Origin of the sequence: Nocardia sp. NPDC087230 (assembly GCF_044744725.1) — a bacterium.
Taxonomy (GTDB): domain Bacteria; phylum Actinomycetota; class Actinomycetes; order Mycobacteriales; family Mycobacteriaceae; genus Nocardia; species Nocardia canadensis.
Genome location: NZ_JBIUYV010000003.1, coordinates 190,739 through 204,373, shown reverse-complemented (window position 1 = coordinate 204,373; position 13,635 = coordinate 190,739). Strand labels below are relative to the sequence as shown.

At 71.3% G+C, this 13,635-nt stretch carries 13 protein-coding genes; 5 read left to right on the top strand and 8 right to left on the bottom strand.

Features of this window, described 5'->3' with window-relative positions; genetic code table 11:
• Positions 1–69: 69 nt before the first annotated feature.
• Together ACIO52_RS13020 and ACIO52_RS13015 are read right to left on the bottom strand one after the other, a co-directional pair.
• A complete protein-coding gene (locus tag ACIO52_RS13020; protein ID WP_218721147.1) occupies positions 70–996 on the bottom strand; it encodes a LysR family transcriptional regulator in 927 nt (308 codons plus the stop codon).
• Positions 997–1,063: 67 nt separating this feature from the next.
• Positions 1,064–2,572 carry a flavin-containing monooxygenase gene (locus ACIO52_RS13015; RefSeq protein ID WP_402643811.1) on the bottom strand — a complete coding sequence of 503 codons (1,509 nt, stop codon included), beginning with the start codon at positions 2,570–2,572 and terminating at the stop codon, positions 1,064–1,066.
• A gap of 71 nt (positions 2,573–2,643) precedes the next feature.
• Here ACIO52_RS13015 and ACIO52_RS13010 point away from each other — a divergent pair, with 71 nt between their 5' ends.
• On the top strand, positions 2,644–3,183 hold the full coding sequence (locus ACIO52_RS13010) for a GNAT family N-acetyltransferase (RefSeq protein ID WP_218721149.1): 540 nt from the start codon (positions 2,644–2,646) through the stop codon (positions 3,181–3,183).
• Between the two features lie 3 nt (positions 3,184–3,186).
• On the opposite strand, the gene ACIO52_RS13005 is transcribed toward ACIO52_RS13010, so the two are convergent.
• Both ACIO52_RS13005 and zapE read right to left on the bottom strand, forming a co-directional pair.
• Complete coding sequence (locus ACIO52_RS13005; RefSeq protein ID WP_402643807.1) at positions 3,187–3,987, bottom strand: tyrosine-protein phosphatase; 801 nt, start codon at positions 3,985–3,987, stop codon at positions 3,187–3,189.
• 61 nt (positions 3,988–4,048) lie between these two features.
• Positions 4,049–5,068, bottom strand: coding sequence for a cell division protein ZapE (gene zapE, locus ACIO52_RS13000; RefSeq protein ID WP_218721151.1), 1,020 nt, complete (start codon positions 5,066–5,068; stop codon positions 4,049–4,051).
• A gap of 35 nt (positions 5,069–5,103) precedes the next feature.
• Here zapE and ACIO52_RS12995 point away from each other — a divergent pair, with 35 nt between their 5' ends.
• The 4 genes from ACIO52_RS12995 (at position 5,104) to msrB (ending at position 9,382) form a co-directional block, all read left to right on the top strand.
• Complete coding sequence (locus ACIO52_RS12995; protein WP_342802070.1) at positions 5,104–5,865, top strand: pyrimidine reductase family protein; 762 nt, start codon at positions 5,104–5,106, stop codon at positions 5,863–5,865.
• A gap of 32 nt (positions 5,866–5,897) precedes the next feature.
• Complete coding sequence (locus ACIO52_RS12990; protein WP_218721153.1) at positions 5,898–7,451, top strand: alpha/beta hydrolase; 1,554 nt, start codon at positions 5,898–5,900, stop codon at positions 7,449–7,451.
• Between the two features lie 84 nt (positions 7,452–7,535).
• Positions 7,536–8,876, top strand: coding sequence for a glycosyltransferase family 87 protein (locus ACIO52_RS12985; protein WP_218721154.1), 1,341 nt, complete (start codon positions 7,536–7,538; stop codon positions 8,874–8,876).
• Positions 8,877–8,941: 65 nt separating this feature from the next.
• Positions 8,942–9,382: a peptide-methionine (R)-S-oxide reductase MsrB gene (msrB, locus tag ACIO52_RS12980; protein WP_218721155.1), complete on the top strand. Its 441-nt coding sequence runs from the start codon at positions 8,942–8,944 to the stop codon at positions 9,380–9,382.
• Between the two features lie 174 nt (positions 9,383–9,556).
• Here msrB and hemQ read toward each other — a convergent pair whose 3' ends face one another.
• The 4 genes from hemQ to hemE all read right to left on the bottom strand — a co-directional run bounded on the left by hemQ (position 9,557) and on the right by hemE (position 13,342).
• Entirely contained in the window at positions 9,557–10,252 is a 696-nt protein-coding gene (gene hemQ / locus ACIO52_RS12975; protein ID WP_218721156.1) for a hydrogen peroxide-dependent heme synthase, read from the bottom strand.
• A gap of 233 nt (positions 10,253–10,485) precedes the next feature.
• Positions 10,486–10,641 (bottom strand): hypothetical protein, encoded by a 156-nt coding sequence (locus ACIO52_RS12970; RefSeq protein ID WP_218721157.1) that lies wholly within the window; start codon positions 10,639–10,641, stop codon positions 10,486–10,488.
• Positions 10,642–10,795: 154 nt separating this feature from the next.
• Positions 10,796–12,154, bottom strand: coding sequence for a protoporphyrinogen oxidase (locus ACIO52_RS12965; protein ID WP_402643800.1), 1,359 nt, complete (start codon positions 12,152–12,154; stop codon positions 10,796–10,798).
• Positions 12,155–12,286: 132 nt separating this feature from the next.
• A complete protein-coding gene (gene hemE, locus ACIO52_RS12960) occupies positions 12,287–13,342 on the bottom strand; it encodes a uroporphyrinogen decarboxylase (protein ID WP_218721159.1) in 1,056 nt (351 codons plus the stop codon).
• Positions 13,343–13,635 lie beyond the last annotated feature (293 nt).

The window sequence follows — 13,635 nt, the reverse complement described above, 5'->3', positions numbered from 1 at the left end:
ACCAGCGCAGGAGCAGGCCCGGGCTACCGGTGCCGGAAGCCGTTCGGGGAGACCGGCGTCGGGGGCCGGTCAGACGGGTGCTGCGACCAGGTCGGGGTGCGGGGCGTCGCGCAGGATGACGCCGATGAGGTCGCGCAGTGCTCGGTGGCCTCCGTCGGCGGTGTTGCGGGGATGCCAGGCCATCGCGACGACGGGAGCGGGCAGGGGCAGGGGGATCTCGAACATCGTCAGGCCGAGGGCAACGGCGGCGGGGCGCGACAGCAGTTCCGGGGCGGGACAGACCAGTTCGGTGGTGGCGACGGTGAACAGGGCCGTGGACAGGTCGGGCACGGTGGCGACCACGCGCCGGGTGCGGCCGTGCAGGGCCAGGCGGTCGTCGATGGGGCTGTGGGTGCGGCCGGTGGCCGAGACCTCGAGGTGCTGGGCGGAAGCGTAGGCGGCGACGGTCGGGCGGTCGGCGCCGAAGGGGTGCGTCGCGGCGGCCAGGCCGACCCAGCGGTCGGCGAACAGGCGGGTCACCACCGTCTCCGGATCGGTCTGACCGATCATGCCGACCTCCACGTCGACCCGGCCGTCGCGCAGGGCGACCGCACCGTCCGCGGCGTCGGCGGCCAGCACCCGTACCGTGACACCGGGCAGCTCGGTGCGGACCGCGGCCAGGAGCGGACCGGTCAGGCGCGGGGCCACCGAATCGGCCACCCGGACAACGAAATCGCGGTGGCGTCCCGCGCCGGTGCCGTCGCGGGCGGTGAGCAGCAACCGCGCCTGATCGACCAGGCCCGCGACGTCGTGGCGCAACTCGAGTGCCCGCGGGGTGGGCACGAGTTGTCGGCCGGAGCGCACCAGCAGCGGGTCCCCCAGCACGGTACGCAACCGGGTCAGCGTGCGGCTCATCGCCGAGGTCGACGTGTGCAGACGCCGGGCCGCCTCGGTCACGCTATTGGTCTCGAGCAGCGCGTCGAGGGCGAGCAACAGGTTCAGATCCAGCGCGTCCACGCGAGGATTATCACCAACGCAATGATCACCGCCAAGTGTTGCGGCGGCGGCGATCCGGCGTGTCGGGCTACCGATCGGCAACCGGTGCGGGCGCGGGCGGCGCGGGGACGGTGGCCGGATGGTCACGCAGCACCCGCCGGTAGGTGGCGGGCCGCACCGGGCGCACCCACTGGGCCAGCCGGCTGGTCAGCGGCAGCGGGGTACGCAGGTCGTCGAGCATCTCGTCGATGTTGGCCAGGGAGAACGGAACCACCGACGCGCCCTGGGCGTGATGGCCCTCGGTGCGTTCCCGCGACCACCGCAGCCGCTCGTCGATCTCGGAGTTCATCTGCTCGGGCATCGGCGGCACGAACTTGCCGGTGAGCAGCCCGGCGATCCAATGCGCGCCGACCTCCGCGCTCAGCGCGCTCACATTGGAGTTGTTGTAGCCGGCGAAGGTCAGGTTGGGCACCTCGACCGGCAGGATGTTGCGGAAGAGCCGGAAATCGCCGACCTCGTCGGTCAGGCTGCGCCGCACGAACGGGGTCAGAAACGGCACCTCCTGCTGATATCCGGTGGCGCAGACGACGATCTCGGCCAGCTTCAGGGTGCCGTCGGACAGGCGCACCGCGGGCCCGTGCTGCCCGCCGATCAGCTCGGTGACCTCGGTCTCGCGGTGAACGCTGATCCGGCCCGCCTCGACCTGCTCGGCGAAGCCCTCGGTCGCCAGGCTCGCGCTGCTGTCGGCCATCTCCTCGATACCGCCGGTCGGGAGCAGATCGAGCTCGCGCAGCCGCAGCTTGCGCGTCACCCGCTCCTGCAGCAGATCCAGGTTCGCCTGGCGCAGGCTGAGCCCGTCGAGCCAGCGCTCGACACGGTGCGGCTCCCGCGACCGGAAGTGCGCCTCGCCCAGGCGGGTCAGCAACAGCCGCTCGTAGTCGAGGCCGAAGTCGACCTTGCGCGGCACCTTCCAGGTGAGCCTGCGCGCGACGACGCTGGTCTCGTCGGCCAGATGGCTGACGGCCTCGGCGACATCACAGGCCGACTTGCCGTAGCCGATCACGACCACCGAGCGATCCCGGGCCAACTCGACGTCGTGGAAGTCCGACACGTGGACGAGCCGGCCGCCCGCGGCCGCGAACGCCGCCGCGCCGGGCAGCGCGGGCATGACCGGTTCGCTGAACACGCCGTTGGCGACGATCAGGTGATCGCAGGTCGTGCGGTGCACGCCGTCGCGATCGCGGACCTCGAGCAGCCAGCCGCTGTCGACCGGGTCGGCGGCGACGACCTCGGCGCCCAGTCGCAGGTGCTCGGCCAGGCCGAACTCGTGGACGTACCCGGCCAGGTAAGCCTGGACCTGCTGGCCGTCGGGCCAGCGCGGGAAGTCCTCGGGCATCGGGTAATCGCTGAAGTGGTACCGGAACTTGCTGTTCTGCGCGCGCAGCCCCGGATAGCGTCGGGTGGCGCTCCACACACCTCCGACATCAGGGGCCCGGTCGAACACCTCGACCGGGAAACCCGCCCGACTCAACACTTTCGCGCAGGCCAAACCCGCAACTCCCGCACCGACGATCCCGATGCGGCTACCGCTCGTCATGGCGAGGAGAGTACTCGGCACCGATGCCAGGGTGCCACCGCCGCCGGGCCGACCCGTGCTGTACTGGAACTATGACCAACAGTTCCGTCGTCGTCGATCGGGCCGGGCTCTGGGATGCCGAGGAGCTCAGTGATGTCGCCGCGGCGACCTTCCCGCTGGCGTGCCCGCCGGAAGCCACCCAGGGCGACATCGAGATCTTCCTCGAGCAGATGCTCTCGGGCGAACGGTTCGGCGAGTACCTGTCCGATCCGGAGCGCACGGTCCTCAAGGCCGTCGAGGGCGACGAGATCGTCGGCTACGCCATGCTCGTCGCGGGCAGGCCGATCGATCCGGAGGTGGATGCCCAGGTCAGCCCGGGTGCGGTGGTCGAGCTGAGCAAGATGTACGTGCTGCCGGGACACCACGGCAGCGGCGTCGCCGCCGCGCTGATGACCGCCGCGGTGGCGACCGCCCGCGAGTCGGGCGCGACGGTGCTGTGGCTGGGGGTGAACCAGGCCAACGAGCGCGCCCAGAAGTTCTACGCCAAGCACGGTTTCACGCAGGTGGGAACCAAGACCTTCACGGTCGGCACCCAGGTGCACTCCGACTTCGTGTACGAACGGGCGCTGTGAGGCTCAGACGAGCAGCGCCGCCCGCAGCGCGGTGATCTCGGACTCGGACAGGCCGAGACCGGCGCGGACGTAGCTGTCGAAGCTGCCGTAGCTCTGGTTCGCCTGATCGAAGGCGGCGTCGAGCCAGCTCTGCTGCACGCCGTTGAGCGGGTCGGTGGGCGCGGCGTTGCGGTAGGTGTTGGAGGCCAGGTAGTCGGCGGTGACGGTGGCCCGGTCGACGCCGAGCAGCGTCAGCAGCACCGCCGAGGTCCAGCCGGTGCGGTCCTTGCCCGCGCTGCAGTGGAACAGCACCCCGGTGCCGTCGGCGGCGATGATGTCGCGCAGCACGGCGGCGAACGCCTCGTTGGCACCGGGAGCGGTGATGAACGCGCGGTACATGCCCTCGCCGCCGAACAGCGCGCCCGCCAGGATCAGCGGCGGCGCCTGGCCGATCACGTCGTAGGAGTTGCCGACCGCGCCGACGGGCAGCCGGTCCGCGCCCAGGCCCCGCTCGTAGCCGGTGCGCAGATCGTCGACGACGCGCACATCGAGGGCGCTGAGCCGGGCCAGGTCCTCGGGGGTCGCCTTGTCCAGCGCGCCGGTGCGGAACACCAGCCCGGTGCGCACCCGGTGCCCGTCGGTGGTGCGGTAACCGCCCGCGTCCCTGGCGTTCTGGACGCCGGTGAGGCCGAGCAGCCGATCGGCGCTCCCGATCTCGCTGGTGGGCGCGGGCGCGGCGACGGACTGGCCGAGTGCCGGACCGAGCAGCACCGCTACTCCGGTCGCGGCGGCCAGACTCGCGCGGACAGCACGGCTACGGGTCACGACAGACTCCTTCGACGACGCCGGGGTCACGGTCGGGACGAACGTACCCGGCGCCGGTCGATCACGCGGCGGCGGCCTCGAAGCGTGACAGCGCCAGCAGGCGCGAGATCGCGCGCAGGTACTTCTTGCGGTAGCCGCCGTCGAGCATCTCCTGGGAGAAGATCTCGTCGAGCTTCGCGCCGGAGACCGTCACCGGGATGCTGGCGTCGTAGAGACGGTCGGCCAGCACGACGATGCGCAGGGCGACGGCCTGGTCGGTGACCGGGTGCACGCCGGAGATGAACACCGAGGACACCCCGTTGATCAGGGCGCCGTACTTCGACGGATGCAGCGTGCTCAGGTGCTTCAGCAGCGCGTCGTAGTCGTCGAGGGTGGATCCCGGTGTGGTGGCGGCCCGTTCGGCCAGGATGTCCGGGGAGGTCGGCTCGGGCGCCGGCGGCAGGTCGCGGTGGCGGTAGTCGGGGCCGTCGACGCGCACCGGCTCGAAGATGGAGCCGAGCTTCTTGATCTCGCGCAGGAAGTCCTGGGCGGCGAAACGGCCCTCACCGAGCTGGCTGGGCAGCGTGTTCGAGGTGGCCGCGATGGACACACCCGCGGCGGAGAGCTCGGTGAGCAGGCGCGAGACCATGGTGGTGTCGCCGGGATCGTCGAGCTCGAACTCGTCGATGCACAGCAGGCTGTTGCCGGAGAGGCGCTCGACGGCGTTGACGAAGCCCAGCGCGCCGACCAGGTTGGTCAGCTCGCCGAAGGTGCCGAACGACTTGGGCGCGGGCGCGCTGTGGAAGATCGAGGCGAGCAGGTGGGTCTTGCCGACGCCGAACCCACCGTCGAGGTACAGGCCGGCGCCGGAGACGGCCTTCTTCTTGCCGAACAGGCTCTTCTTGGACGCCGCCTTGTGGATCTTGGCGATCTGACCGGCGAATTCCTCGGCCTTGCGGACCGCGGCCGCCTGGCTGGGTTCCTTGGGGTCGGGAATGTAGGAGGCGAAGCTGACCTCGTCGAACATGGGCGGGGGCACCATCTGCGCGACGAGCTGGTCGGCCGGGACCTCCGGATGGCGATCGACGAGGCGTTCTTGCATGAACGAATCGTACGGACGTGGTTGCATCGGTTCCTATGCAGCGTATCCACAATGTGACCCAGCTCGCAGACCTCGACGACGACGCACTGGCCAGGTGCTATGCCTACCCCCGCCACCTGGAACGGCCCTGGGTGCGCGCGAACTTCGTCAACAGTATCGACGGGGCGTTCACCGTCGACGGTGTCTCGGCCGGGCTGGGCACCGACGCCGACCATCGGGTGTTCGGCCTGCTGCGCGAGCTGGCGGAGGTGATCGTCGTCGGCGCGGGCACCGTGCGCGCGGAGAACTACGGCGGCGCGCACCCCGATCCGGACCGCCGCCGAGCGCATTTCCGGCACGGGATCGGCGGGTCTGCCGACGGTACGCCGCCGCCGATCGCGGTGGTCACCGCGAGCGCGCGGCTCGATCCGGCCGCGAAGTTCTTCACCGACGCCGAGACCCCGCCGCTGATCATCACCACCGCGCACGCCGCCAAGGACCAGGTCGACGCCCTCGGGCGGGCGGGTGCGGAGGTGATCGTCGCCGGGGAGGCCGCGATCATGCCCGCCGCGCTGCTGCGGGTGCTCGCCGAGCGCGGGCTGCAACGAGTGCTGTGCGAGGGCGGGCCGCATCTGTTCGGGCAGCTCGCCGAGGCGGATCTGGTCGACGAACTGTGCCTGAGCACCGCGCCGCTGCTGGTCGGCGGGGCGGGCGGGCGAATCTCGCTGTCGGCGAGCGGTTTCGACATCCCGATGCACCGCAGGCAGCTCGTGCTCGCCGAGGACGGCACCGTCCTGGCCCGCTGGGCCCGTCGATGAAACCTGGCGCCGAACCTGGCAGTGTGTAACCCATGCGCTGGACTCGGGCCGCGGCGACGGCCGCGACACTGTCGATCATGCTCGCGGGCTGTGGGGCCGGACCGTCGGATCGGCCCGTCGTCGCCGTGGAGCGGCCGGGGGTCGGCGGCGCGCAGACCGAGGCGCCCCCGGTGCACGAACCGGCCAAGGCGGACACGCCCAAGACCGACCTGGCCTGGAAGGACTGCACCGCCGCGACACTGAGCTCGCTCGACTTCGGTCCGGCCCCGGCCGGGCTGGTGCTCGAATGCGCCGACTTCTCCACCCCGATCGACACCGCGGGCACCGTGCTCGGCACGTTCCGGGCGGGCGCGCTGCGGGCCCGGCTGCCGCAGACCCCCGTCGACGCCGCGCCGCTGGTGCTCACCTCCGGCGCCGACCGTTCCTCGGCCTCGACGCTGGCCGGGCTGGCTGTCGGGCCGAACAGCGCGCTGCTGGCCGCACAGCCGATCGTCGCTGTGGACCGGCGCGGTATCGGCGCCTCGCAACCCATCGACTGCATCCCGGCGCAACTACGCGCGGTGATGACCGACCTCGGCCAGTTCGGGGTCGGCAGCGACGACCAGGTCGGCGCCGTCGCCGGCTACAGCCAGGACGCGACCATCGCCTGCCGCGACTTCCTGCAGCCCTACGAGGGCACCTTCGACGCGCCGCACGCGGCCGACGACATCGAACAGCTGCGCAAGCAGTGGCAGGTCGACAAGATCAACCTGCTCGGCACGGGCAACGGCGGCAAGGTCGCGCTCAGCTACGCCCGCCGCTACGGCGACCACCTGGCCCGGTTGGTCCTCGACGCCCCCGAACCGGTCGGCGCCGACGTGACGACGAAGACCGAAGCCGCCGTGACCGGCGCCGAAGCCGCGGTGACCGCGTTCGCGCAGCGCTGCAAGGCCGCCAACTGCGCGCTGGGCGCCGACCCGCGGGCCACCATCGTCGGGTTGGTGGCCAAGGCGAACACCGGCGGCCTGGGCGACATCTCGGCCGCCGACCTCTCGACCGCGCTCACCGGGTTCCTGTCGAGCCCGCGCGGCGACCAGGCGAGCCGGGTCACCGCGCTGGCCGACGTCCTCGCCGCCGCCGACCGTGGCGACCGCGCCCCGCTGGCGGCGCTGGTGGCCCGCGAATCCGCGGCGATCAATTCCGACGGCGAGTTCGTCAACCGGTGCACCGACAGCCAGCAGCCGCCGACCCCGGACAAGGCGCGCGAGCTCGCCGGAACCTGGGCCGGCAAATATCCGGTTTTCGGTCGCACCGCCGCGATCGGGATGATGGTCTGCTCGGCCTGGCCGGTCTCGACCGCGCCGCCGCTGCCGACGAAGCTCGATCTGCCGGTGCTGGTGTTCGCCGGTGCCGCCGACCCGGTCGTCGGCGGGGCCGCGGCCTCGGTCACCGGTGCCCTCGGGGCGGCGGGCGCCCGGCACGCCACGATGACCTGGCAGGGGTGGGGACACCCGGTGATCGCTCACTCCGGCTGCGCGCAGAAGGCGGTCGCCGACTATCTCGCCGAGGCGAAATTGCCCGCCGACGGCGGTGCCTGCCCGGCCTGATCCAGGTCGTACGACCATGTGATTCCGGCGCGTCGGACGGGTCCGGCGACACCATCGCTACCCGATCCGGTGTACCGTGCCCCAGTGTTGTTCCGACAGCTCGAGCCCCGCACCGCTCGCACCTCCGCCGAGGTGATCAAGTTCGCACTCTGGCCGTTCGCGGTCATGACCGTGCTGAACCGTGTCTTCATCAAGGCGGTCAACGGATTCGTCACCGACGACTACCGGCCTGTGTACAACGCCTCGTTCGAATTCCTGAACGGCAGGCCGCTGTACACCGCCGACTTCTCCTCGGTCGACCCGCACTATCTCTACTATCCGAGCGGAACCCTGCTGATCGCCCCGGTGGCGATCATCGAATACGAGCTGTCCCGGTGGCTGTTCATCGGTCTCAACGCTGTCGCGATCCTGATCGCCTGGTACCTGCTGCTGCGGCTGTTCAAGTTCGGTCTGGGCTCGATCGCCGCGCCGGCGCTGCTGCTGGCGATGTTCGCCTCCGAGACGGTGACCAACACGTTGGTCTTCACCAACGTCAACGGCTGCCTGCTGCTGGCCGAGCTGGTGTTCCTGCACCTGTTGCTGGCACGGCGGGATCTGTGGGCCGGTGTCGCACTCGGGTTGAGCATCTCGGTGAAGCCGACGCTGGCGCCCCTGCTGCTCGTCGCGGCCGTGCGCGGCCAGTGGAAGGTCTTCATCACCGCGCTCGGTGTGCCGCTGACGCTCACCGCGATCGCCTGGCCGCTGTCGGCCGACCCCGAGAAGTTCTTCACCCGGGTCGTGCCGTATCTGGCGCAGACGCGCGACTACTTCAACAGCTCGATCGGCGGCAACGGGCTCTACTACGGGCTGCCGCACTGGCTGATCCTGCTGGTCCAGGCCGTGATGGCCGGTGTGGTCGCGGTGACGCTGTGGCTGCTGTGGCGTTACTACCGCCACGACGACCTGTTCTTCGTCACCACGTTCTCCGGGGTGCTGCTCACCGCGTCGTTCCTGCTGCTCTCGCTGGGCCAGATGTACTACTCGATGATGCTGTTCCCGTTCCTGATGTCGGTCGTGCTGCGCAATTCCGTGCTGCGCAACTGGCCGGCGTGGCTGGCGATCTTCGGGTTCATGACCTACGACAAGTGGCTCTCGGACCGCTGGCAGAGCACCGGGCGCACGCTCGAGTACCTGCGCGTGACCTTCGGCTGGGGCCTGCTGCTCGTCGTCGTGTTCTGTGTGCTCGGCGACCGCTACCTGGCCGCGCGCCGCGAGGGCAGACTGCGGTTCGGCATCGACCCCGCGTGGATGGCGAACGCGCCGGATTCGCGCGACGGCACCGAGGACGAGCGGCCCGCGCCCGCGGCGGTCTCCGCCACCACCGATCGCGACGATCCGGTCGCTCCGGAAGAGCCGATCGACGACCGCGAACCCGCGCTGAAATAGGGCTCGGCCGGTGCTGTGACGCGACGATCGCGGCGCGCACCGGCCGAAACCATTAGCGTGGAGTGATGAGTTCCGATACTTCGTTGCCCACGCCGCGCATCCAGCTGACGCCGCAGCAGTGGCGGGCGAAACTGGATCCGCAGGAGTACGCCGTGCTCCGTGAGGCCGCCACCGAGCGCCCGTTCGTCGGCGAATACACCGATACCAAGACCGAGGGCGTCTACACCTGCCGCGCCTGCGACGCCGAATTGTTCCGCAGCACCGAGAAATTCGACTCGCACTGCGGCTGGCCGTCGTTCTTCGACCCGGCCGATTCCGACGCGGTGATCCTGCGCGCCGACGATTCGCTCGGCATGCGCCGGGTGGAGGTGCTGTGCGCGAACTGCCACAGCCACCTCGGCCACGTCTTCGAGGGCGAGGGCTACCCGACGCCGACCGACCAGCGTTACTGCATCAACTCGATCGCGCTGCGCCTGACACCGGCCCAACCGGAAGGAACTGCCTGAGCGCGCTGGGTGCCCCGCACGACCCGACCTCGAGGAGGGTCCCGCCGACGAAGTCGGCGGTTCGCGACCGTCCCGTGGATCAGGTGCCGTTGCGTACGCGACGAAGGAGCAAGCAACGGTGCCTGATCGGCGGGACCGCCGGGGCGCGAACTCGAGCGCGCCAGCGCTCCAGAATTACGGCAGTGCGGTGACCAGCTGCTCGACCTCGACGCGCGGGCCGGTGAAGAACGGGATCTCCTCGCGCACGTGCAGGCGGGCCTCGGTGGCGCGCAGGTCGCGCATGAGGTCGACGATGCGGTGCAGTTCGGGGGCTTCGAAGGCGAGGATCCATTCGTAGTCGCCCAGCGCCATCGAGCTGACGGTGTTGGCCCGCACGTCCGGGTAGCCGCGGGCGGCCTTGCCGTGGTCGGCGAGCATCTTGCGCCGCTCCTCGTCGGGCAGCAGGTACCACTCGTAGGACCGCACGAACGGGTACACGCAGATGTAGTTGCCCGGGTCCTCCCCCGCCAGGAACGCCGGGATATGACTCTTGTTGAACTCGGCCGGGCGGTGCACCGCCACGTTGCTCCACACCGGGGCGCTGGCCCGGCCCAGTTCGGTGGTGCGGCGGAAGTCGGCGTAGGCGGCCTGCAGGTCCTCGACGCGCTCGGCGTGGGTCCACAGCATGAAGTCGGCGTCGGCGCGCAGGCCGGCCACGTCGTAGATGCCACGCAGCACGACGCCCTTGTCGGCCAGGCCGTCGAAGAACGCCTGCGCCTCCTTGATCGCCGCGGCCCGGTCCTCGCCGAGCACGCCCGGCTGCACCTGGAACACCGAGAACATCAGGTAGCGAATGGTGGAGTTGAGGGCCTGATAGTCGAGTCGCGCCATGGATCCATCGTGCCACTGCGACGATTTCGCCCGCCGGGTGGGCGGGGATTCGAGATCGGCCGGTCGTCGCCCAGGTGGCGGTCCGCAGCGCCGCCGGATCGTCGATGTCGCGGTAGTGGATGCCGGTCATCCCGAGCGCCCGCGCGGCCGGCACGTCATCGAGCCGATCAGCGATGCACAGGCAACGCTGCGGCGTGACACCGGCCGCCGCGATCTCGTGGTGAACGCGCCCGTCAGTCGGTCGCCGGCCTGGCCGGGAGCCAGGGCGCGGTCTCCTCGCTGCCGAACACGGAGGTCACGGTGGTCGCCGCGCCCTCGTGGAGTTCGACCGGGCCGAGGTCGGGGTCGAGGATCAGGGTGCGGAGGGGCTGCTCGCCGGTGGTGGTCACAGCGGGCGATCATGCAACATCGCTATCGCACCCGGTCGGGGACACGCCGGGGCGATGGGCCAGGACATGTCCAGCCCCATGGATTCGCCCTGCCGACCCGTCGGCTGCCCGAATCTCCCGCCGCCGATACGGTGACCCGCTGTCGGCGCCGGCGCTACTCGACGCGGGAGGTGACGGCGCGGGCGATGCGTTCGGCCGCGGCCGTGCCGGCGGCGACGCAGGCGGGGACGCCGACGCCGTGGAGGTAGGCGCCCGCTACGGCCAGGCCGTCGAGGTCGGCGACGGCGGATTCCAGGGTGGCGATGCGTTCGGTGTGGCCGGGGGCGTACTGAGGCAGGCCGCCGGGCCAGCGTTGGACGATGGCGTGAATCGGGGCGATCTCGGTGCCGGTGACCGTGGTCAGGTCGGCGACGGCGGCGGTGACGAGGTCCTCGTCGGACCAGGACAGCGGGGCTTCGTCGCCGAAGCGGCCGAAGGAGGCACGGACCAGGGCGACGTCGCGGGCGCCCAGGTGCGGCCACTTGCGACTGGACAGGGTGAAGGCCTTGGCGCGCAAGGGTTCTCCGGTGGCGACCAGGATGCCCGAATTGTCCGGCAGGTCGGTGGTGAGGGGCAGCGCCATGGCGACCAGCGCCGAGGAGGACAGTTCGATGCCCGCGGCGGCCGCGGCCGCGACCGGTGACGCGTAGTGCAGCAGACGGGCGGTGACGGGGGCCGGCGTGGCCAGGACGACGGCGTCGACCAGGCCGATCGGATCGACCACCCAGCCCCGGGGCGCGGCGGCCACCCGGGTCGCCGCCAGGGTGGTGACCAGCCGCGCGTCCGACGCGGCGGTCAGGGCGGCGAGCAGGGCGCCGTAACCGTCGCGCAGACCGCCGAAGACCGGCGCGGTGCTCGGCGGCGGCAGGGCCTCGCGAACGGCCTCGGTGAGGCTGCGGGCGCCGCGGTCCAGCGCGGCGGCGAGGGTGGGCAGCGCGGCGCGGAGGCCGATCGAGGCGCTGGTGCCCGCGTAGACGCCGCCCAGCAGCGGGTCGACACTGCGCTCGACCACCTGCCGCCCGAAGCGATCGGCGACGAGACTGTGCACGTCGATATCTGCGCCGGGCGTCCAGTCGAGCGCGCGCTGCGGCTCGGCCGCGACCTGTGCCAGCGTGGCGTCGTCGACGAGCCCGCGCAGGGATTCGGCATCGGACGGGATACCCATCAGGGTGCGCCCGGGCAGCGGATGCGCCGTCCCCTGTGCCCACACCAGCGGCCGCTTGCCCGCCGGGCGGACGAGCTGGTCGTCGATGCCGAGCTCGGTCATCAGCTCGAGCACCTCGGGCCTGCGCCCGACGAAGGCCTCGGCGCCGAGATCCACTGGCTCCCCGGCCAATTCACCGGTGTGCAGCACTCCGCCGACACGCGCGCTCTGCTCGAGCACCACGAGGTCGGCCTCGGCGCCCAGCCGCTGCCGCAGTCGATACGCCGCGACGAGCCCACTGATGCCGCCACCGATGATCGCGATCCGCATGCCTCGACCGTAGTCGCGCGGGCACGCGCGCCGGAACCCACACCCTCGGCGCTGTCACCGGAATCACGAACCGCCCACACCACCCCGACCCTGCGCGGCAACACCGGGCCGAGGTGCCGACACGACGGGGATCTACAGCGAGTGCACCAGCTCCACCAGTGCGGTCAGCACGCCCGGATCGGTATCGGGCTGCACACCGTGGCCCAGGTTGAAGATGTGCCCGGTCGCGCCGAGGGTGATGGCGTCGTCGGCCTCGCGCAGGATGCGGCGGGTCTCGGCCTCGACCGCGTCGAACCCGGCGAACAGGATCGCCGGATCCAGGTTGCCCTGCAGGCCTTTTCCGGCGCCGACGCGGCGCACGGCCTCGGTGAGCGGCACCCGCCAGTCGACGCCGACCACGTCCGCGCCCGCCTCGCCCATCGCGCCGAGCAGCTCGCCGGTCCCGACACCGAAATGGATGCGCGGCACACCCGCCGCGGCGACCTCGGCGAACACCCGCTCCGAGTGCGGCAGCACGTACTCGCGGTAGTCGGCCAGCGACAGCGCGCCCGCCCAGGAGTCGAACAGCTGCACCGCGTCGACACCGGCGGCCAGCTGGGCCTGCAGGAACGCGATGGTGATGTCGGTGAGCGCGCCGAGCAGGGCGTGCCAGGTCTGCGGATCGGCGTGCATCATCGCCTTGGTGCGCTCGTGATGCTTGCTCGGTCCGCCCTCGACCAGGTAGGAGGCCAGGGTGAAGGGCGCGCCGGCGAAGCCGATGAGCGGGGTGTCGCCGAGCGCGTCGGTGAGCAGGCGCACGCCCTCGGCCACCGCGCCGACCTCTTCGGGCCGCAGCCGCGGCAGAGCCCGCACGTCGGCCTCGGTCCGCACCGGCGCGGCGACGACGGGGCCGACGCCCGGCACGATGTCGAGGTCGATGCCCGCGGCCTTGAGCGGAACGACGATATCGGAGAACAGGATTGCCGCGTCGACGCCGTGGCGGCGGATCGGTTGCATGGTGATCTCGCACACCAGCTCCGGGTCGAAGCAGGACTCGAGCATGCCGATGCCCTTGCGCAGTTCCCGGTACTCGGGCAGCGAGCGGCCCGCCTGGCGCATGAACCACACGGGGCGCCTGCTGGGCGTCGCGCCGGTGGCGGCGGCCAGGAAGGGGGCATCGGTCAACCGGCGGCGGGTGTAAGTGCTCATCGGTGTTCATCCTAAGCGGCGGGGCGCGGCGTGCCGTCAACTGTCGCCCCCGCGGCGCACCCGACGGGTACACACGCGGACATCGGACGAACGACCTCCCGGCCCGCCTCATCGCATATCGCGCATCACACCGAGCCCGAGAATGCGCGCTGCGCAACGCAGCCCGGACCCGGCGACGTGTGGCGGCGCGCCTCCGACGACGCCGGGCACGCACGGTCTACCGTTTCTCCTCGTGACACCGCTCGACATCCGCGACGGCGCCGCACCGACCGGGGGAACGCCCCGCGAGCCTG